Below are 19433 nucleotides of genomic sequence, written 5' to 3'. Positions count from 1 at the left end.
AATGGCACCCTACGGCAGCCCGAAGGTGACCGGCCGGTAGCCGTCGGCCACGGACCGTGTGCTCCGACGGCGGGGGCGCACCCGGGCGCCCCGGGGCGTACCGAGGGACCGGCCGGATCGCGGGGCGCGATAGCCTGCTCCGGGCGCACCCGGCCGAGCAGCCTCGGCCGGACCAGCACGGGACGACGCGGAGGGCCATTCCATGGCGGAGCACACCAGGTCGAGCATCACCATCGACGCGACCCCGGCGACGGTCATGGCCGTGATCGCCGACTTCGCCGCCTACCCGGCCTGGACCGGCGAGGTCAAGGAGATCGAGGTCCTGGAGACGGCGGAGGACGGCCGCGCCGCCCAGGTCCGACTGGTCCTCGACGCCGGCGCCATCCGCGACGAGCACGTCCTCGCCTACACCTGGGACGGCGACCGCGAGTGCGCCTGGACCCTGGTGCGCAGCCAGATGCTCCGCTCGCTCGACGGCTCCTACACCCTGGCCCCGCTCGGCGCCGGCCGCACCGAGGTCACCTACCAGCTCGCGGTGGACGTCAAGATCCCGATGCTGGGCATGATCAAGCGCAAGGCCGAGAAGGTCATCATCGACCGGGCCCTGGCCGGCCTGAAGAAGCGGGTCGAGGACACCGCCGCCGGCACGGCGCTCTGAGGCCCGGCGGCGCGGACGAACAGGGGCGGTACGGCATGACGGCGACACGCACCATCCTGGTCAGCGGCGACCCGGCGGCGCCCGAGGTGGCCGCCGCCACCGCCCTGCACGCCGCCCGGCAGGGCCGGCGCACCCTGCTGCTCGCGGCCGACGACCCGCACCGCACCCTGGACGCCGTCCTCGGCGTCCGGCTGGAGGCCGAGCCGGCCGGGTACGCGCCCGGCCTGGCCGTCGCCAGGACCGACGAGCAGGCCGCCTTCCGGCACGCGCTCGACGAGATCGGCGGCCGGCTCAAGCCCGCGCTCGACCTGCTCGGCGCCGACCCGCTCGACCCCGAGGAACTCACCGCGCTCCCCGGCACCGCCCGGCTGGCCCTGCTCCGGGCGCTGCCCGCGGTCGAGGCCGAGGTCCTGGTGGTGCTCGCCCCGCCGCCCGCCGATCTGATCGCCACCCTCGCCCTGCCCGAGCAGCTGGAGCGCTACCTGGCCCGGCTCGTCCCCGAGCAGCGCCAGGCCGCCCGGGCCCTGCGGCCCCTGCTGGCCGGCCTCGCCGGGGTCCCGATGCCCGCCGACTGGCTGTACGAGACGCGGGCCAAGGCCGCCGGCGCGCTCGCCGCGGCCCGCGCCGCGATCACCGCGCCCGGCACCAGCGTCCGCCTGGTCACCGCCGCCGACGCCCACCCCTTCGCGGAACTGCGGCGGATCCGGGCCGGCCTCGCCCTGCACGGCCACCGCCCGGACGCCGTGGTGGTGCACGGGGTGCTGCCGGAGGCCGCCACCGACTCGCCCGACCCTTGGCTGGCCGCCCTCGCCGGGCGCCGCCGGGACGAGCTGACCGCGCTGGCCGCCACCCTGGACGGCATCCCGCTGCTCACCACCGGGCCCGCCGAGGCCACCCTGGAGGCCGTCGCCGACTGCCTCTACGGCGCCGGGGCCGGTCCGGAGGCGCGGGCCGCCGGGCCGTGGACCGTCGAGGACCGGCTGGCCGAGGACGGTCTGCTGGTCTGGCACCTGGCGCTGCCCGGTGCCGCGCGGGAGGACCTGGACCTGGTCCGGCGCGGGGACGAGCTGGTGGTCGGCCTGGGCGCGCACCGCCGGGTGCTGGCCCTGCCGTCGGCGCTGCGGCGGTGCACGGTCGCCGGCGCGGGCCTGCAGGACGGGGTGCTGGCGATCCGCTTCGCCCCCGACCCGGCCCTCTGGCCCAGGTAGTCGCCCTCTCGCCTCCGGGGCGCTTTTGTCCGGTGCCGACGGTCGGCGCTCCCTCGCTCCTACGTCGCTCCCTCGCGCTCTCCCTTTCGGCACCGGCGCGCCCCTTCGGCTCGGGGCGGGAGTCGCCCGCTCGCATGTGAGGTGCCTCGGGGCGGGGTCGCCCGCTCGCCTTCCGTGCAGGGGGCGCAACGGGGTCCGGTAGCGTCGGGGCGGGTGGCCGCGGGCGCGGGCACCGTTGCTGAGGAGGCGCGCGCGATGACCACCACCGACCGGACCGAGCCCACCGCCGAGCACCCGTTCGGGCCGGAGTTGGGCCCGCTGGTGGACGAGGTGCGCCGGTTCGCCTCCGTCGTCGGCGAGAAGGCCCAGGAGGCGAGCGCCGAGACCCTGCTCTCGCTGGCCGGGCTGGCCGACCGGCTGCGGGAGAAGCAGCCCGAGGTGTACGACCACCTCGCCGCCGCCGGTACCGGCCTGGCCGCCGCCGGGGCCGAGCTGCTGGCCGCCTACCGGGCCGCCGTGGCGGGCCACGAGCACCGCTGGACCGCCGGGGAGCCGACCCGCACCGAACGGGTGGACCTCGACGACGCAGCTGAGGGACCGTCCGCCAAGCAGTGAATCCCTGATCCCCTCCGGGTCACGTCCCGGCTTCACCCTGTGACGCCACCGGTGAAAATGTACGACTTTTGAAGGGGCTCGGTCCGGTTGGCCGCAGATTGTCTTCGGTTAATGTATGCGACGGTGTGTACGGGGGCTTGGTTGGGCGGTAGCGTTCCGTCCAGCGGGAACGAGTGAATAGCTGAGGGACACATGGCTCTGACCATCGGCGTCGACGTCGGCGGGACCAAGATCGCGGCAGGTGTGGTCGACGAGGCCGGCGAGATCCTGGCCCGGACCAGGGTGCCCACCCCGGCCGACCCGCAGTGGGCGGTCGACGCCATCGCGCAGGCCGTGCGCGAACTCAAGGAGCAGTACCCCGACGTGGTCGCGGCGGGCATCGGAGCGCCCGGCTTCGTCGACCGCGAGCGTTCGACGGTGATCTTCGCCCCCAACATCGACTGGGAGGACGAGCCCCTGCGCGGCCGGGTCGAGGAGCTGACCGGCCTGCCCGCGGTGGTCGAGAACGACGCCAACTGCGCCGCCTGGGCCGAGTACCGCTTCGGCGCCGCGGCCGGCCACAGCGACATGGTGCTGATCACCGTCGGCACCGGCATCGGCGGCGGCCTCGTCCTGGACGGCCGGCTGCACCGGGGCCGGTTCGGCGTGGCCGGCGAGATCGGCCACCTCAACATGGTCCCGGACGGCCTGCCCTGCGGCTGCGGCGGCCGGGGTTGCTGGGAGCAGTACGGCTCCGGCCGCGCCCTGCGCCGGTACGGCCGGGAGCGCGCCGCGGAGGACTCCGTGCGTGGCAAGCGGATGCTGGAGCTCAACGACGGCGTCGCCGAGACCATCCGCGGCATTCACATCACCCAGGCCGCCGAGGAGGGCGACCCGCTCGCCCTGGAGTGCTACGCCGAGCTGGCCGACTGGCTGGGCCGGGGGATGGCCGACCTCGCGGCGCTCTTCGACCCGGCCGTCTTCGTCCTCGGCGGCGGTGTCTCCGACTCCGGCCGGCTGCTGCTCGACCCGGTCGCCAAGGCCTTCGAGCACTACCTGACCGGCGGGGTGCACCGCCCGCGCGCCGAGGTGGTGCTCGCCTCGACCGGTTCGGCCGCCGGGATCGCCGGCGCGGCCGACCTGGCCCGCACGGTCTGACCCGTCCCCTCGCACCGCCGACCGGCGGCCCGGTTCCCCGCGGACCGGGCCGTCGTCGTTCCGGGCCGCCGGGGGTGTCGCGCCGTCGGCGGCCCCGGCGGTCCGGGCGGTAGCGTCGTCCGGGACGCCCAGGGGAGGACCACCGATGACCACCGCACCGGCCGAACTTCCGCCGCCCGCACCGGGCCGGCTCCGGCTGCTCAGCTACAACGTCCGCTCCCTGCGGGACGACCGGCATGCGCTCGCCCGGGTGATCCGGGCCTGCGAGCCGGACCTCGTCTGTGTACAGGAGTCGCCGCGCTACTGGCGCCCCGAGGGGCAGGCCGCCTGGCTCGCCCGGGCGACCGGCACCGTGGTGCTGAGCGGCGGCGGCCGGATCGCGGCCGGGCCGCTGCTGCTCGGCCGGCTCGGCGTCCGGGTGCGGGCCGTCCACGACCGGCTGCTGCCGAAGACCAGGGGGCTGCACGCGCGCGGCTTCGCGACCGCGCTGGTCGAGGTGGCCGACGCGGCGCCGTTCACCGTCACCAGCTGCCACCTCAGCCTGGACGCGGACGAGCGGCTGCGGCAGTTCGGACTGCTCACCGGACAGCTGCGGTACGCCGGACCCGGCGTGATCGCCGGGGACTTCAACGAGCACCCGGACGGGCCCGGCTGGCGGTCGCTGGCCGACCGGCTCCAGGACGGGTACGCGGTGGCACCCTGGGGCGGCGAGATGACCTCCGTGCCCGAGAATCCCTACCAGCGGCTCGACGCCGTCTTCGCCACCCCCGACATCGAGGTGCTGGCCTGCGGCGTCCCGCACGGACTGCCCGGCGTCGCCGAGGCCGACCTGCTGGCCGCCACCGACCACCTGCCGGTCCTGGCGGTGCTCCGGCTGCCCGCACCGGGACCGGGTCCCGCCGGCCGGTGACACAGCCGCGCGGCGCGGCACACCTCTCGGGTGCCGCGCCGCGCGGGCGTACTGCCGGGGACGTGCTACGGGCAGCTGATGACGGTGTCACCCGCCGCCGCGGTGCAACTGTCGGTGCCGGAGCCGCCGTTCAGGGTGTCGGTGCCGGGACCGCCGTTGAGCGAGTCGTTGCCGATGCCACCGGTCAGCCGGTCGTTACCGAGACCGCCGAGGAGCGTGTCGTTGCCGGACCCGCCGTCGACCGTGTCGTTGCCCGAGCCGGCGTAGACGGTGTCGTTGCCGCCGCCCGCGTTGACCGTGTCGTTGCCGCCGAGGGCGCAGATGACGTCGCTGCCGCCGGTGCCGAACAGGGTCTCGCCGTTGGCGGTACCGATGATCGTGCAGCCGTGGGCGTTGTTGACGCCGGTGTTCGTGGTGGCGGTGTTGTTGGCCGGGACGGGGTCGGCCTGGGTGGCGCCGACGGTGGCGGTGTCGGTGAGGGTACCGGTGGCCCGGGGCTCGACGGTCACCGTGACGGTGGTGCTCGCGCCGGCGGCGAGGGTGCCGAGGGTGCAGTTGGCGGCAGTGGCGGTGGTGGTGCAGCTGCCCTGGCCCGGCGCGGCCGAGAGCACGGTGCCCGGGCCGGTGAGCGAGTCCGTGAGCGTCACCCCGGTGGCGCTCTGGCCGGTGCTGCGGTTGGTCACCGTCACGGTGTACGTCGGGGTGTCGCCGATGCTGGTGGTGCTCGGGGCGCTCCTGGTGACGGCCAGGTCGACACCGGCCGGGGCGTTCACCGCGGTGGTGGCGTTGGCGGTGTTGTTGGCCGGGACGGGGTCGCTCTGGGTGGCGCCGACGGTGGCGGTGTCGCTGAGGGTGCCCGCACCGGTGGTGCCGACCGTGACCGTGACGGTGGTGCTCGCGCCGGCCGCGAGGGTGCCGAGGGTGCAGTTGGCGCTGGTGGCGGTGGTGGTGCAGCTGCCCTGGCCCGGCGTGGCCGAGAGCACCGTGCCCGGACCGGTGAGCGCGTCCGTGAGGGTGACGCCGGTGGCGGCCGCGGCGCTGTTGTTGGTGACCGTCACGGTGTACGGCGCCTGGCCGCCGGCGGTGACGGTGGCGGGGCCGGTCTTGGTGACCGAGAGGTCGACCCCGGTCGGGGTGCCGGCCGCGCCGTCGTAGCGGGCGAGGGCCATGTCGCCGTTGCTGAAGCCGGCCGCCAGGATCCGGCCGTCCGCCTGGACGGCGGTGCCGAGCGCCTGGTCGAAGCCCCCGCCGAAGTCGGTGGTGGTCCTGCCGTCGCCGCTGAAGCCGGTGTCGAGGGCGCCGCTCGGGGTGTAGCGGGCGAGCGCGAAGTCGCTGGCGCCGCCCGACGCCGTGGAGCCGACGGCGACGATCGCGCCGCCGGACTGCACCGCGACGCCGTAGGCGATCTCGCCGCCGCCGAAGTCGGTGGTGACCTTGCCGTCGGTGTCGAAGCCGCCGTCGAGGTTGCCGGCGCTGTTGTAGCGGGCCAGCGCGAAGTCGTTGCCGGTGTACCCGGCGGCGACGATCTTCCCATCGGGCTGCAGGGCCACCGCGTGGGCGAACTCGACGCCGCCGAACGTGGTGGCGACCTTGCCGTCGCTGCTGAAGCCGGTGTCGGGGGCGCCGCTCGGGGTGTAGCGGGCGAGCGCGAAGTCGTAGTTGCCGGCGCCGCTGCCGGTGTACCCGGCGGCGACGATCTTCCCGTCGCTCTGCACCGCCACGGCGCGGGCCGCGTCGGCGCCGTCGTCGAAGTCGGTGATGACCTTGCCGTCGGTGTCGAAGCCGCTGTCGAGGCTGCCGTCGGCATTGAGCCGGGCCAGCGCGAAGTCACCCCCCGTCAGACCCGCGACGACGATCCGTCCGTCACCCTGCACCGCCGCGCCGAACGCGTCGTCGGCGCCGCCGGTTCCGAAGTCGACGGTCACCTTGCCGCCGGTTCCGAAGCCGGTGTCCAGCGAGCCGTCGGTGTTGTACCGGGCCACCGAGAACCAGCCGACGCCGCCCTCGGGCACCTCGCTGCGGCCGACCGCCACAATCCTGCCGTCGGCCTGGAGGGCGAGGCCGCGGGCCTCGTCCGAGCCGCCGGCGAAGTCCGTCGTCACCTTGCCGCCGGTTCCGAAGCCGGTGTCCAAGGATCCGTCGGCGTTGTACCGGGCCAGCGCGAAGTCGTCCCCGGCACCCGCGTAGCCGGCCACGACGATCCGGCCGTCCGCCTGGACGACGACACCGCGGGCCTCGTCGGCCCCGCCGCCGAAGTCGGTGGTCGTCCTCCCGCCGGTGCCGAAGGCCGGATCGAGGTCGCCGGGCGCGGCGAGCGCCGCCCCGGGGACCGCCAGTGCGAGCAGCAGGCCGGCGGCTGCCGCCGCGCCGAGCCGGCCGGATCCCGGCCATGCGCGGGGCCTGGACCTGGACCCGGATCGGGGCCCGGACCCGGACCCGGACCCGGGATCGGGCTCGGCCTTGGACCTGGACGTGGGAAAACGGTCCACTTCGAGTCTCCTCGTTGTCACGCCGACCCCTGGTCCGGTGGTCCTCGTGCCGAGGTCCGCGCGGCGGCGGCGTCGCCTCACGGGTGCACCGCGCACCCGCCACCCCGGACGGCCCCTCGGGTGCGAGGGGTGCCCGGTCCCGGGGCGTCGGCACACAGCTTCGGGCGGTCCCCCGTGGCGGCCCGGCAGGTCGGGGCGCCGCTGCACCCACTGGCCGCCGAACTCCACTCCGAGGAGTGACCGCGGGGCCGGGCAGACACGCCGACGGCCTCCCGGACGGTGCCCGGGAGGCCGTTGCGACGGACGCCCGGGCACGGCCCGGGCGCGGGAGTCCGAGGGGTCAGACGACGGCGCCGCCGTGCGGGTCCTCGGGCTCGTCCTCGTCGCGGTCCTTCATCCGGACCACCAGGGTGGCGAAACCGCCGAGGAAGGAGGCCACCCCGACCCAGGCCGGCCAGCCGGAGACCTCGCGCCAGACCACCGCGTCGAAGAGCAGCAGCGCTGGCCCGCCGAGCACCGCCAGCCAGGCGAACTTGGCGGTGGTGTCGGCCTCGGGCAGCGGCGGCGGCTCCGGCGGGACGAAGTGGCCCTCGTCGGTCTCCTCGGACAGCTCGAAGTCGCGCGGCCCGGCGGAGCCGGCGGCCGGCATCACCGGGCGGCCGGAGCGGGGGCGCGGCTGGGGCGCCAGGTCGGAGAGGTCGCCGGGCTCGCCGGGGAGCCGGTCGGCGCCGGAGGGGTCCTTGAAGCCCTTGAGCTCGCCGCGCGCCCGGAGGTTCTCGACCTCGGGCCAGTTGGGGTTGTTGAGGTCCACCGGGTCGTCGAACTGGGCGACCAGCGCGGCGAAGATCTCGTCCTGCTCGGCCTGGCTGCGCTCGGGTGCGCGCCGGGTCCGGGACGGCTCGGCCGCCCCGCCGCCCTCGCCCGCGACCGGGGCGTCAGCGGAGCCTGAAGCCGAGCCGGACGCCGGTCCCGATCCCGTGCCGGAAACCGGGCCCGGACCCGACGCGGTCCCCGAGCCCGAAGCCGGGCCCGAGCCGGACCCGGACGCGCCGGCCGTCGTCGCCTCGCCGCCCGTCGCCGGGGCCGCCGCGCCCCCGGCCGGGCCCCGGCCGGTCTGCTCGCCGTCGGCCCGCCCGGCGCCCGGCCGCGCGCCGCCCGTGGTCGCACCGTCCTCGCGGGGCGCGTCGTCCTCGCCGCCCGCCGTGCTGCTCTCGTGCACTTCCGGCCCTTCAGCCTTGGTGGTGGTCGGATTTCACCGGGATGACGCCCGCCGCGTGCGCGGGAGCCAACCGTCGGATGAAGTCCTGGGCGGCCGCGAATATTTCCCCCGCGTCGTGGTCCAGCGTCGCGACGTGATAGCTGCGCTGGCACAGCCGCTCCGTCACATCGGTCGAGGATATCCGGGCCAGCACCAGCTCGGAGTTGGCTGCGGAGACCACGTGGTCCTGCGGGCTGCGGAAGAGCAGCACCGGCTGGGTCACCCGGGGCAGCCGGGCCTGGACGTCCTTCCACAGCCGGGCCAGCGACCAGGCGGCGTGCAGCGGGGTGCGGTCGTAGGCCAGTTCGTCCGCGCCGGGCCGGGCGATGTCGTTGGCGACCCCGGGCACGCTCGGCACCAGGTGCCGCAGCACCGGCAGAATGACACTCGCGGGGTTGTCCGACCGCACCGACGGGTTGACCAGCACCAGCCCGGCGATCCTCGGCCCGTGCACGGAGGCCAGCCGCAGTGCCAGCCCGCCGCCCATCGACAGTCCGAAGACGAAGACCCGCTCGCACTGCCCGGCCAGCGTGAGCAACTCCCGCTCGACCTCGGCGTACCAGTCCTCCCAGCGGGTGAGCTGCATGTCCTGCCAGCGGGTGCCGTGCCCCGGCAGCACCGGCAGCCCGACGGTGTACCCGGCCCGGGCCAGGTCCTCGGCCCAGGGCCGCAGCGACTGCGGGGAGCCGGTGAACCCGTGGCAGAGCAGGACGCCCACCGGCCCGCCCCGGTGGCGGTACGGTTCGGCGCCGGGCAGCAGCGACATGGCGGGCTCCTTCGCGGGCGAGGACGCTGGAGGGTGGCGCTGGAGGTGGCACTGGTACGAGCGGTACGCGCTGGACGTGCGGGGGCGTCCGGGGACCGGCCGGCACCGGAGGCTGCGGAATTCGCATCGTCCCATGTGCCCGCCCGCCCCGTACACCCCCGCCGGGCACCGGGCCGCCCCGCCCCCGGGACACCCCGCCGGGGCGGGGTGGGGCACGGGCGGACACCGAAGGGCATTAGGATCGACCGGTCCGCAATACAGGAGGCCCGGGTTGTTCTACCGACTGATGAAGATGATCGTCGCGCCACTGCTTCGGATCTTCTTCCGGCCGTGGATCGAGGGTGAGGAGAACATCCCCACCGAGGGTGCCGCGATCATCGCGAGCAACCACCTCTCGTTCTCGGACTCCTTCTTCTTCCCCGCGCTGATCAAGCGCCGGGTGACCTTCATCGCCAAGGCGGAGTACTTCACCACGCCGGGCATCAAGGGCCGGCTGACCGCCGCCTTCTTCAAGGGCGTCGGCCAGCTCCCGGTCGACCGCTCGGGCGTGCGCGGCGCCGGCGAGGCGGCGATCCGTTCGGCGATCGCCGTACTGGACCGGGGCGAGCTGTTCGGCGTCTACCCGGAGGGCACCCGCTCGCCCGACGGCAAGCTCTACCGGGGCAAGGTCGGCGGCCTGGCCCGCGTTGCCCTGGCCACCGGCGCGCCGGTCATCCCGGTCGCGATGATCGACACCGAGAAGGTGCAGCCGCCCGGCCAGGTGGTCCCGAACTTCGGCACCCGCCCGGGCATCCGGATCGGCCGCCCGCTGGACTTCTCCCGCTACCACGGCATGGAGAACGACCGCTTCATCCTCCGTTCGGTGACGGACGAGGTGATGTACGAGATCATGCGGCTGTCCGGCCAGGAGTACGTGGACATCTACGCGACCGCCGCCAAGCGGCAGCTCGCCGACGACAAGAAGAAGGCCGACGCCGAGCGCAAGGCCGTGCAGAAGGCCGAGCAGGCCGCCGCCAAGGCCGAGAAGGCCGAGGCGGAGAAGCTGGAGAAGGCCGAGCAGGAGAAGGCCGCGCAGGAGCAGCAGAAGGAGCCCGGGTCGGCCTGAGTCGGGGCCGACCCGGCGCCGGGGGAGGGCGACAGGGATGACGGACGGCGGCAGAGCCGGGGCGGCGCGCCCGGGCACGGTCGGCGCGGCGGTGGCGGCGGGCGGCATGTCCGTCGAACTGCCGCTCTGGCGGGCGATCTCCTCCTTCCGGGTGCTGGCCCTGGGCTACGCACTGCTCCGCTACTTCGACTCCTACCTGTCGTTCCTGCACCCCGTCGCGGGCTGGATCTACCTCGGCGCGCTGACCCTCTGGACGCTCGCCTCCACCCGGGCCTTCTCCGGCCCGCAGCGCTGCACCTGGTACGTCCTCACCACCGACCTCACGCTGGTCGTCACCGGCATCGTGATGAGCGGCATGATCGACGATCCCGCCCGGATCAGCCACGGCGCGCCGACCCTGCCCACCATCTGGGCGGCCGGCACCGTGCTCGGCTTCGCCGGCCGGGGCGGCTGGCGCTGGGCGGCGGCGGCCGGCTCGGTGATCGGGGTGGCCAACATCCTCGGCCACGGCGGCGCGACCGGCGACAACGTCCACAACATCGTGCTGCTCATGGTGGCCGGCTGCGCGATCGGCTATGTGATCGAACTGGCCCGGGCCAGCGAGGCGACGCTCACCCGGGCGCTCCAGGTCGAGGCGGCCACCCGGGAGCGGGAGCGGCTCTCCCGGGACATCCACGACGGGGTGCTGCAGGTGCTCGCGCTCGTCCAGCGCCGGGGCACCGAGGCACCGGCCGGCGGCGCCGACCTCACCGAGCTGGGGCGGCTGGCCGGCGAGCAGGAGCGCGCCCTGCGCGCGCTGATGAGCGGTGGGCCGCTGCCCGAGCAGCGCGCGCCGGAGCAGCCGCAGGACCTCAGCGCCCTGCTCACCCCTTACACGGACGAGCGGGTGACCGTCTCGGCCCCCGGCACCCCGGTGCTGCTGCCCGGGCGGACCGCCGGTGAGCTGGCCGCCGCCGTCGGCGCCGCGGTGGACAATGTGCGCCGCCACGCCGGGCCCGGGGCGCGGGCCTGGATCCTGGTCGAGGACGAGCCGGAGGCCGTCACCGTCTCGATCCGCGACGACGGTCCCGGCTTCGCGCCGGGGCGGCTCGGCGAGGCGGAGCGGGCCGGGCGGCTCGGCGTCTCCCAGTCGATCCGGGGCCGACTGCTGGACCTCGGCGGCACCGCGGAGCTGTACTCGGCGCCCGGGGAGGGCGTCGAGGTGGAGCTCAGGGTCCCGCGCACCGCGTCCGGCGCCCCGGCCGGCCTCCTGTGACACCTTCCGCGAAAGGGTTCCGCGCATGACCACCGACCTGTCGACCGATCAGCAGGCGGCCGCCGGCCGTCCGGTACGGGTGATGGTGGTGGACGACCACCCGATGTGGCGCGACGCCGTCTCCCGGGACCTCGCCGAGGCCGGGCTGGACGTGGTGGCCACCGCCGGGGACGGCGAGGAGGCCGTCCGCCGGGCCCGCGCCTGCTCCCCGCAGGTCGTGGTGCTCGACCTCAACCTGCCCGGCCTGTCCGGCGCCGAGGTCTGCCGCCAGGTGGTCGGGCACGACCCGTCGGTGCGGGTGCTGGTGCTGTCCGCGAGCGGCGAGCACGCGGACGTGCTGGAGGCGGTGAAGTCGGGTGCGACCGGCTACCTGGTCAAGTCGGCCGGTCGGGAGGAACTGCTGGACGCGGTGCGCCGCACCGCCGTCGGCGACGCGGTGTTCACCCCCGGCCTGGCCGGGCTGGTGCTCGGCGAGTTCCGCCGGCTGGCGGCCGAGCCGCCCGCCCCGGCCGCGCCGGTCGTCCCGCAGCTGACGGCCCGGGAGACCGAGGTGCTGCGGATGGTCGCCAAGGGGCTGTCGTACAAGCAGATCGCCGACCGGCTGGTGCTCTCCCACCGCACGGTGCAGAACCACGTCCAGAACACCCTGGGCAAGCTCCAGCTGCACAACCGGGTCGAGCTGGTCAGGTACGCGATCGAGCAGGGCCTGGACGACGCGGTGTGACGCCCGGGCGGGGTGTGCGGCCGCGCCACCCCGCCCGGTACGTCGTCGGAGCCCCCGGTGCCCTGTCGGCCCGGTGACGGCGGCTCAGCGCGGGACGCCGGCCACCGTCCCGCGCAGCAGTCCGGCGACGATCTCCACGCCGTCCCTGGTGAGCACCGACTCGGGGTGGAACTGCAGCCCGGCGAAGCCCGGCCCGCGCAGCGCGTGCACGTCCCCGGTCAGCGGGTCCCGGGCCACCTCGACGCCCGCGGCGGCCAGCCGGGTGGCGTCGGCGTCGGTGCAGCGCGCGGTGAAGGTGTTGTAGAAGCCGACCGTCCGCTGGTCGCCGAAGAGGTCCACGCTCTCCTGCGCGCCCTGGTACGGCACCGCCTTGCGGACCAGCGGCAGCCCGAGCGCGCCGGACAGCAGCTGGTGGCTGAGGCAGACGGCGAGCAGCGGGGCGGTGCGCCGGCCGGCCCGGACGGCGGCCAGCGCGTCGGTGACGATCGGGCGCAGCACGGCCATCTTGGGGTCGTCCTCGGCGGCCGGGTCGCCCGGGCCGGGGCCGAGCACCAGCGCGCCGGGGTGGGCGGCGACCCGCTCGCGCAGGCCCGGCTCGTCGAACCGGGCCACGGTGACCCGGTGGCCGAGCGAGGTCAGCAGGTGGCCGAGCATCGCGGTGAAGGTGTCCTCGCCGTCGACGACGAGGGTCTCCAGCTCCTCGGTGATCCGGGCCGGCTGCTGCATCCGCAGCCAGAACGGGGCGAGGCCGGCCCGGCGGGCGTCCAGCGCGGCCTGGACGCGGTGGTTGTCGCCGAGTCGCGGGCCGTTCCGGCCGGCCGTCCGGGCGGGGGCCGGGCGGGCGCCGATGGCGGTGAGCACCCCGGCGGCCTTGGCGTGGGTCTCGGCGACCTCGCCGTCCGGGTCGGAGTGGCGGACGAGGGTGGCGCCGACCCGGACGGCGAGCCGGCCGGTGGCCGGGTCGATGTCGGCGGTGCGGATGCAGATCGGGGAGTCCAGCAGCTGGCCGCCGCTGGCCGAGCGGCCGATCAGGGCGAGCGCGCCGGAGTAGTAGCCGCGGCCGCCGCGCTCGTACCGCTTGATCACCCGGGTGGCGTTCTGCACCGGGCTGCCGGTGACGGTGGCGGCGAACATGGTCTCCTTCAGCACCTCGCGGACGTCCAGCGAGGTGCGGCCGCGCAGCTCGTACTCGGTGTGCGCGAGGTGGGACATCTCCTTGAGCCGGGGGCCGAGCACCTGGCCGCCGAGGTCGCCGACGGTGCACATCATCTTGAGTTCCTCGTCGACCACCATGGTCAGCTCCTCCAGCTCCTTGGGGTCGTGGAGGAAGGAGATCAGCGAGTCCAGGTCGGAGCCGGCGGCGGGATAGCGGTAGGTGCCGGAGATCGGGTTCATCACGACCGTCCCGCCGCTCTGCCGGACGTGCACCTCGGGGGAGGCGCCGACGAGCACGCGGTCGCCGGTGTGCACGAGGAAGGTCCAGTAGGCGCCGCGCTCCTGCTCCAGCAGCCGCCGGAACAGGGTCAGGGCGAGCGCGGGCGAGAAGTTGTCGAGGGTCGCGGTGAAGTCGCGGCGGACGACGAAGTTGGCGCCCTCGCCGCGGCCGATCTCGTCCTCGATCACCCGGCGGACGATGGCGGCGTACTCGGCGTCGTCGATGTCGAAGCCGCCGTCGGTCAGGGCGACCGGCAGCTGCGGCAGCGCGGCCGTGACCTCGGCCAGCGGCAGGGCGTACTGCTCGGTGACCGAGAGGGCCTGCAGCGGGGTGCCGTCGTCGTGCGCCTCGAAGCCGCGCTCGCGGATCTGCCGGTAGGGGACGAGGGCCAGCAGGTCGTGGACGGGGCCGTCGGCGGGGACGCCGTGGCGGACCGGCAGGTCGGCCAGCCGGTCGTGGCTGCCGACGGTGCCGAGCAGGATCTCGACGGTGTCCGGGGCGGTGCGGGGTGTGCGGCGGTGCAGCAGGGCGAAGGCCGGCGCGTCGGCGGCGGTGAGGCGGGCGAGCAGGTCGGCGGCACTGGTCACGGTGGCGGCGTTCCTTCCGGGATGGCTTCTGCGGCGGGGTGGGTTTCCGCTCCGGGAGGCTGCCGACCGGCTGGTGGAACGCCGACGGCCGCCCCGGGGGCGGCCGTCGTGTGCGTCTAGGAACGCGCTGACTGTGGGCCACCCAGAGGGTCGGCCCACCACCAGGATCGCGTGTGCGGCGTGTTCACGGGACCGAGCCTAGCGGATCCCCGGACGGGCGTGAGGCCCGTCACCCGATTGTCCGCAAGGTGTCTCATCCCTCGGGCAGTGGTCACAATTCGGTTGCCGTACCCCGTAGCCTTGACCGCGTGACCGTGACGAATCCCCACACCTGGCAATCCCTGCCCGCGGCGCAGCAGCCCGAATGGCCGGACCAAGAGGCTCTGCGCAAGACCCTTGCGGACCTCGCCTCGTATCCGCCGCTCGTCTTCGCCGGCGAGTGCGACCAGTTGCGCGCCCGACTCGGTGCCGTGGCCCGTGGTGAGGCGTTCCTGCTGCAGGGCGGTGACTGCGCCGAGGCCTTCGACGGTGTCTCGGCGGAGCACATCCGCAACAAGCTCAAGACCCTGCTGCAGATGGCGGCCGTGCTCACCTACGCGGCCTCGGTGCCGGTGGTGAAGGTCGGCCGGATCGCCGGCCAGTACTCCAAGCCGCGCTCGAAGTCGACCGAGACCCGTGACGGCGTGACCCTGCCGGTCTACCGGGGCGACTCGGTGAACGGCTTCGAGTTCACCCCCGAGTCCCGGATCCCGGACCCGGAGCGGCTGAAGCGGATGTACAACGCGTCCGCCGCGACGCTCAACCTGGTGCGCGCCTTCACCACCGGTGGTTACGCCGACCTGCGCCAGGTGCACGCCTGGAACCAGGACTTCGTGCGCAACTCGCCGGCCGGTCAGCGCTACGAGCAGCTGGCCCGGGAGATCGACAACGCGCTGGCGTTCATGAACGCCTGCGGTGTCGCGCCGGAGGAGTTCCGGACGGTCGAGTTCTTCTCGTCGCACGAGGCGCTGGTCCTGGACTACGAGACCGCGCTGACCCGCGTGGACTCGCGCACCGGCGAGCTCTACGACGTCTCCGGCCACATGGTGTGGATCGGCGAGCGCACCCGTCAGCTGGACCACGCGCACATCGAGTTCGCCTCGAAGATCCGCAACCCGATCGGTGTGAAGCTCGGCCCGACCACCACGGTCGACGAGGCGCTCACCCTGATCGAGAAGCTGGACCCGGAGCGCGAGCCCGGCCGGCTCACCTTCATCACCCGGATGGGCGCGGGCAAGGTCCGCGACGCCCTGCCGACCCTGGTGGAGAAGGTCACCGCCTCGGGTGCGCAGCCGGTCTGGATCTGCGACCCGATGCACGGCAACACCTTCGAGGCGTCCAGCGGTCACAAGACCCGCCGCTTCGACGACGTGCTCGACGAGGTCAAGGGCTTCTTCGAGGTGCACCGGGCGCTCGGCACCCACCCGGGCGGCATCCACGTGGAGCTGACCGGCGACGATGTCACCGAGTGCGTCGGCGGCGGCGACGAGGTGCTGGTCGACGACCTGCACCAGCGCTACGAGACGGCCTGCGACCCGCGGCTCAACCGCAGCCAGTCGCTGGACCTGGCGTTCCTGGTCGCCGAGATGTACCGCGGCACCGTCTGAGACCGTCCCGAATGTGAGCGAAGCCTCTCCGGCCTGGGGTTTTCCCCGGCCGGAGAGGCTTTTGCGTGCCCGGATCGACGGGTAAGGTGAGGCTTAGTGAACTAAGGCAAGCCTTAGTCAAGATCCACTCGCTCAGCCCCCGGGAGAGACCGCGATGTACGTGTGCATGTGCCATGCGGTCACCGAGGACCAGGTGAAGCGGGCGATAGACGCGGGGGCCGACACCCCGCGCCAGATCGCCAAGGGCTGCAAGGCCGGTACCGACTGCGGATCCTGCGTCCGGCGCATCCAGGCCCTGCTCGGCGAGCACGGTGCCCGGCCCTGCCCGACCGCCCGGCTGGCCGCCAAGCTGGGTCTGGCCGACCCGGGTGCCGAGTCGGAGGCCGAGCCGGACCCGGCGCCGGTGGCGGCGCTGCGCGTCGCCTGAGCCCCGGCCCGCGGGTCGCGGCGCCCGGTCCCGCTCGGGACTCCGGCCCCGGTCAGGACTCCGGCTGCTCGATCAGCTGCGCGAGGTAGAGCGCCTCCCCGAGCTTCTCCAGCAGTTCGAGCTGGGTGTCGAGGTAGTCGATGTGGTGCTCCTCGTCCGCCAGGATCGACTCGAAGATGTTCGCCGAGGTGACGTCGTTCTTGGCGCGCATCACCACGATCCCGCGCTTGAGCCGGTCGATCGCCTCGACCTCGACCTGCCGGTCCGCCTCGAACATCTCCTTGACCGTCTGGCCGATCCGGACGTGGAACAGCCGCTGGTAGTTGGGCAGCCCGTCGAGGAAGAGGATCCGGTCGGTGAGCACCTCGGCGTGCTTCATCTCGTCGAAGGACTCGTGCCGGGTGTACTTGGCGAGCTTCGTCCAGCCGAAGTTCTCCTGCATCTTGGCGTGCAGGAAGTACTGATTGATCGCGGTCAGCTCGGCGGTGAGCTGTTCGTTGAGGAACTCGATGACCTCGGTGTCGCCCTTCATGGCGTTGCCTTCCTGCTGTGCGTGCGGGACACGGCCGTTACCCTCCGGCTGCACGCATCCTGGCATCGGGGTGGGAACAAATTCCAGTAAGTTCACACTCACTAGGACATGTTTCGGAATATCCGATTTGCCCGGTCCTTGAGCCGTACGAGCGGGGCGTGCGAGGTGGGAAAGGGGCGCGCGCGGCCCGCCGCCCGCCGTCTGTCACCATGGATCCATGGGTCAGTCCGAGCAAGAACCGTCGTCGCCGTCTGACCCCCGGCTCCCGCCGGGCCAGCGGGTCCAACGCGGCTGGCCCGCCCTGCACTACGGACCGGTACCCCGGTTCAAGCCCCTGACCTGGGACCTCCAGGTGTTCGGCGCGACCGCCTCGGCCGAGAAGCACAGCTGGGACTTCGAGGGCTTCAACGCCCTGCCCCGCACCACCGTCCGGGCCGACCTGCACTGCGTCACCCGCTTCTCGGTGCTCGACAGCGACTGGACCGGGGTGGCCGCCGCACTGCTGCTCGACCTGGTGCCGCCGGACCGGGACGTCACCCACGTCATGGTCTGGGCCGAGTACGGCTACAGCGCCAATCTTCGGCTCGCCGACTTCGCGGCCCCCGACACCCTGCTCGCCACCCATCGCAACGGCGAGACGATCACCGCCGAGCACGGCTTCCCGGTCCGGCTGGTCGTCCCCCGGCTGTACGCCTGGAAGGGGCCCAAATGGGTCCGGGCGGTCGAGTACATGCGGGCCGACCGGCGCGGCTTCTGGGAGGAGCGCGGCTACCACAACCGGGCCGACCCTTGGCGCGAGCAGCGGTACTCCCACCAGGAGGAGCCGGGCGACGGCCCGCTCCGGTAGGGCGTCGTAGGGGAGTGGCTCCCGGCAGACGCGTGGGGCCGTTCCTAGAAGAACGGGAAGGTGACCGTCACCACGGTGCGCTGCGGCCTGCGCTCGCCGGCCGCCGGGGACTGACCGGTCACCTTGCCGGTGCCGAACAGGTTGACCCCGCTGCTCTGCATCGCGAACCCGGCCGCCTGGAGCGCCTTCTCCGCGGCCTCCTTGCTCATCCCGGTCACGTCCGGGACCGCCACCATGCCCTTGCTGACCACCAGTGCCACCGGCGTGTTCTCCGCCACCTGCTCCCCGGCCGCGGGCGAGCTGCTGATCACCGAGCCCTCCGGCACGGTGTCGCTGAACGTCGAGGTCACCGTGCCGGCCGCCAGCTGCGCCCCGGCCAGCGCCGGGGCGGCCTGCGCGGACGGCTTGCCGACCAGGTCCGGTACGGCGATCCGCTTCGGCCCGCGCGAGACGGTGAGCGTCACGGTGTCGCTCTTCCGGGACCGGGTGCCGACCCCGGGGTCGGCCGCGACCACCTGGCCGGCCGGGACGGACTCGCTGTACACCTCGGTGATCCGACCGTGCATGCCGGCGGCGTCGAGGATCCGCTCCGCCTCGGCCCGGTCCTTGCCGAGCACGCCCGGCACCGTGCCGTACACCGCGCCGGAGATCGCGTACGTCGCCCCGCCGACCAGCAGCACCAGGGTGGTGAGCACGGCCGCCCAGATCAGCGGCTTGCGCGGCAGCCGGCGGCGGGCGGACCCGGAGCCGGACCGGCGGGCGCGGCGCGTCCGGACCGGCGGCGGCTCGTCGTACGGACGGGGCTCGGTGAGCAGCTGCTCCATGACGTCCGGCGGCACGTCCAGCACACTGGTGCGCTCGACCGGGGCCACCGGGGCCACCGGGGTGAGCACCGAGGTCGCCTCGCCGGTCGGGTACCGGGGGCTGGGGCGGGTGGAGGCGGGCGGCTCGGCGTCCAGCTGGGCCGGGGTGAGCCCGCGGCGGACCCGCTGGAGCGCGGCGAGCAGCTCCACCGCGTCGTACGGGCGGAGGTCGCGGTCGCGGGCGCAGGCCCCGGCCACTATCGCGTCCAGCTCGGGCACCACGCCGGGCACGGTCGCGGACGGCGGCGGGACGTCCTCGTGCAGATGCCGGTACATCACCTGGACCGGGTTCTCGCCGGTGTGCGGACGGCTGCCGGTGAGCATCTCGTACAGCAGGATGCCGGCCGCGTAGACGTCCACCCGCCGGTCGGTCTCGGCGCCGGGGTGGATCTGTTCGGGCGCCAGGTAGGAGACGGTGCCGAGCACGGTGTCGGTGGTCGAGGTGCTGGAGGAGGCCGCGCCGTCGGCGGCGTTCAGCACCCGGACCAGGCCGAAGTCGGCGACCTTGACCAGGCCGTCGTCGGTGATCAGGACGTTCTCGGGCTTGACGTCGCGGTGCACCAGCCCGGCCCGGTGGGCGGCGCCGAGCGCGGCGAGCACCGGCTCCAGGATGTCCAGCGCGGCCCGGATGGAGAGTGCGCCGCGGTCGTTCAGCAGGTCGCGCAGGGTGCGGCCGGGCACGTACTCCATGGCGAGGAAGACATGGCCGCCGTCCGCGCCCTGGTCGAAGACGTTGACCACGTTGGGGTGCGCGAGCCGGGCGACGGCCTTGGCCTCGCGGATGAAGCGGGCGGTGAACGCGGCGTCCCCGGCCAGCGAGGGATGCATCACCTTGAGCGCGACGACCCGGTCGAGCCGGGTGTCGGTGCCCCGGTAGACGGTGGACATCCCACCGGCGGCGATCCGCCGCTCGACCCGGTACCGGCCGTCGAGCAGGGTACCGATCAGGGGGTCGCGCAAAGCCATGTCCA

At 74.2% G+C, this 19433-nt stretch carries 17 protein-coding genes; 11 read left to right on the top strand and 6 right to left on the bottom strand.

Annotation, left to right across the window (positions count from 1 at the left end; all coding sequences use genetic code 11):
• Window positions 1–202: 202 nt before the first annotated feature.
• The 5 genes from ADK60_RS21585 (at window position 203) to ADK60_RS21565 (ending at window position 4528) form a co-directional block, all read left to right on the top strand.
• The gene (locus ADK60_RS21585) at window positions 203–658 is read left to right on the top strand and encodes an SRPBCC family protein (RefSeq protein ID WP_053648196.1); all 456 of its coding nucleotides are present in this window, start codon (window positions 203–205) and stop codon (window positions 656–658) included.
• Window positions 659–693: 35 nt separating this feature from the next.
• Window positions 694–1866, top strand: coding sequence for an ArsA family ATPase (locus tag ADK60_RS21580; RefSeq protein ID WP_053648194.1), 1173 nt, complete (start codon window positions 694–696; stop codon window positions 1864–1866).
• A gap of 255 nt (window positions 1867–2121) precedes the next feature.
• A complete protein-coding gene (locus tag ADK60_RS21575; RefSeq protein WP_052708821.1) occupies window positions 2122–2481 on the top strand; it encodes a DUF5304 family protein in 360 nt (119 codons plus the stop codon).
• Window positions 2482–2673: 192 nt separating this feature from the next.
• Entirely contained in the window at window positions 2674–3618 is a 945-nt protein-coding gene (locus ADK60_RS21570) for an ROK family glucokinase (protein WP_045938234.1), read from the top strand.
• A gap of 145 nt (window positions 3619–3763) precedes the next feature.
• Window positions 3764–4528, top strand: coding sequence for an endonuclease/exonuclease/phosphatase family protein (locus tag ADK60_RS21565; protein ID WP_053648192.1), 765 nt, complete (start codon window positions 3764–3766; stop codon window positions 4526–4528).
• Between the two features lie 65 nt (window positions 4529–4593).
• On the opposite strand, the gene ADK60_RS21560 is transcribed toward ADK60_RS21565, so the two are convergent.
• From ADK60_RS21560 to ADK60_RS21550, 3 genes are all read right to left on the bottom strand, one after another.
• Entirely contained in the window at window positions 4594–7017 is a 2424-nt protein-coding gene (locus tag ADK60_RS21560; protein ID WP_053648190.1) for a DUF11 domain-containing protein, read from the bottom strand.
• Window positions 7018–7357: 340 nt separating this feature from the next.
• Window positions 7358–8236, bottom strand: coding sequence for a hypothetical protein (locus tag ADK60_RS46815; protein ID WP_053648188.1), 879 nt, complete (start codon window positions 8234–8236; stop codon window positions 7358–7360).
• A gap of 10 nt (window positions 8237–8246) precedes the next feature.
• Window positions 8247–9041, bottom strand: a complete 795-nt coding sequence (locus ADK60_RS21550; protein ID WP_045938217.1) for an alpha/beta hydrolase — start codon at window positions 9039–9041, stop codon at window positions 8247–8249.
• 286 nt (window positions 9042–9327) lie between these two features.
• Here ADK60_RS21550 and ADK60_RS21545 point away from each other — a divergent pair, with 286 nt between their 5' ends.
• The 3 genes from ADK60_RS21545 to ADK60_RS21535 are packed head-to-tail and all read left to right on the top strand — an operon-like array spanning window position 9328 to window position 12125.
• Window positions 9328–10146, top strand: coding sequence for a lysophospholipid acyltransferase family protein (locus tag ADK60_RS21545; protein ID WP_063783221.1), 819 nt, complete (start codon window positions 9328–9330; stop codon window positions 10144–10146).
• 37 nt (window positions 10147–10183) lie between these two features.
• Window positions 10184–11401 (top strand): MacS family sensor histidine kinase, encoded by a 1218-nt coding sequence (macS, locus tag ADK60_RS21540; protein WP_079008586.1) that lies wholly within the window; start codon window positions 10184–10186, stop codon window positions 11399–11401.
• 25 nt (window positions 11402–11426) lie between these two features.
• Window positions 11427–12125, top strand: coding sequence for a response regulator (locus tag ADK60_RS21535; RefSeq protein WP_053648184.1), 699 nt, complete (start codon window positions 11427–11429; stop codon window positions 12123–12125).
• Window positions 12126–12209: 84 nt separating this feature from the next.
• Here the strand turns inward: ADK60_RS21535 and ADK60_RS21530 are convergent, their stop codons facing one another.
• Window positions 12210–14147, bottom strand: a complete 1938-nt coding sequence (locus ADK60_RS21530; protein WP_053648182.1) for an anthranilate synthase family protein — start codon at window positions 14145–14147, stop codon at window positions 12210–12212.
• A 308-nt stretch (window positions 14148–14455) separates the two neighbouring features.
• Between ADK60_RS21530 and ADK60_RS21525 the strand changes: the two genes are divergently transcribed.
• Together ADK60_RS21525 and ADK60_RS21520 are read left to right on the top strand one after the other, a co-directional pair.
• Entirely contained in the window at window positions 14456–15793 is a 1338-nt protein-coding gene (locus ADK60_RS21525) for a class II 3-deoxy-7-phosphoheptulonate synthase (RefSeq protein WP_045938214.1), read from the top strand.
• A 154-nt stretch (window positions 15794–15947) separates the two neighbouring features.
• Window positions 15948–16220 carry a (2Fe-2S)-binding protein gene (locus tag ADK60_RS21520; RefSeq protein WP_053648180.1) on the top strand — a complete coding sequence of 91 codons (273 nt, stop codon included), beginning with the start codon at window positions 15948–15950 and terminating at the stop codon, window positions 16218–16220.
• A 52-nt stretch (window positions 16221–16272) separates the two neighbouring features.
• Here ADK60_RS21520 and bfr read toward each other — a convergent pair whose 3' ends face one another.
• Window positions 16273–16752, bottom strand: coding sequence for a bacterioferritin (gene bfr, locus ADK60_RS21515; RefSeq protein WP_045938212.1), 480 nt, complete (start codon window positions 16750–16752; stop codon window positions 16273–16275).
• A gap of 217 nt (window positions 16753–16969) precedes the next feature.
• Between bfr and ADK60_RS21510 the strand changes: the two genes are divergently transcribed.
• Window positions 16970–17599, top strand: coding sequence for a sulfite oxidase-like oxidoreductase (locus ADK60_RS21510; RefSeq protein ID WP_045938211.1), 630 nt, complete (start codon window positions 16970–16972; stop codon window positions 17597–17599).
• 44 nt (window positions 17600–17643) lie between these two features.
• Here the strand turns inward: ADK60_RS21510 and pknB are convergent, their stop codons facing one another.
• Window positions 17644–19428, bottom strand: a complete 1785-nt coding sequence (gene pknB, locus ADK60_RS21505) for a Stk1 family PASTA domain-containing Ser/Thr kinase (protein ID WP_234371203.1) — start codon at window positions 19426–19428, stop codon at window positions 17644–17646.
• Between the last annotated feature and the right edge of the window lie 5 nt (window positions 19429–19433).

This window comes from Streptomyces sp. XY431 (genome assembly GCF_001279805.1).
GTDB lineage: Bacteria > Actinomycetota > Actinomycetes > Streptomycetales > Streptomycetaceae > Kitasatospora > Kitasatospora purpeofusca.
The sequence above is the reverse complement of the archived record's forward strand: the minus strand, read 5'-3'. Positions and strand labels throughout refer to the sequence as shown.

Coding starts and splice junctions, on each gene's coding strand:
- ADK60_RS21585 (WP_053648196.1), top strand. CDS start 203: ATGGCGGAGCACACCAGGTCGAGCATCACCATCGACGCGACCCCGGCG.
- ADK60_RS21580 (WP_053648194.1), top strand. CDS start 694: ATGACGGCGACACGCACCATCCTGGTCAGCGGCGACCCGGCGGCGCCC.
- ADK60_RS21575 (WP_052708821.1), top strand. CDS start 2,122: ATGACCACCACCGACCGGACCGAGCCCACCGCCGAGCACCCGTTCGGG.
- ADK60_RS21570 (WP_045938234.1), top strand. CDS start 2,674: ATGGCTCTGACCATCGGCGTCGACGTCGGCGGGACCAAGATCGCGGCA.
- ADK60_RS21565 (WP_053648192.1), top strand. CDS start 3,764: ATGACCACCGCACCGGCCGAACTTCCGCCGCCCGCACCGGGCCGGCTC.
- ADK60_RS21550 (WP_045938217.1), bottom strand. CDS start 9,041: ATGTCGCTGCTGCCCGGCGCCGAACCGTACCGCCACCGGGGCGGGCCG.
- ADK60_RS21545 (WP_063783221.1), top strand. CDS start 9,328: ATGAAGATGATCGTCGCGCCACTGCTTCGGATCTTCTTCCGGCCGTGG.
- macS (WP_079008586.1), top strand. CDS start 10,184: ATGACGGACGGCGGCAGAGCCGGGGCGGCGCGCCCGGGCACGGTCGGC.
- ADK60_RS21535 (WP_053648184.1), top strand. CDS start 11,427: ATGACCACCGACCTGTCGACCGATCAGCAGGCGGCCGCCGGCCGTCCG.
- ADK60_RS21520 (WP_053648180.1), top strand. CDS start 15,948: ATGTACGTGTGCATGTGCCATGCGGTCACCGAGGACCAGGTGAAGCGG.
- bfr (WP_045938212.1), bottom strand. CDS start 16,752: ATGAAGGGCGACACCGAGGTCATCGAGTTCCTCAACGAACAGCTCACC.
- ADK60_RS21510 (WP_045938211.1), top strand. CDS start 16,970: ATGGGTCAGTCCGAGCAAGAACCGTCGTCGCCGTCTGACCCCCGGCTC.
- pknB (WP_234371203.1), bottom strand. CDS start 19,428: ATGGCTTTGCGCGACCCCCTGATCGGTACCCTGCTCGACGGCCGGTAC.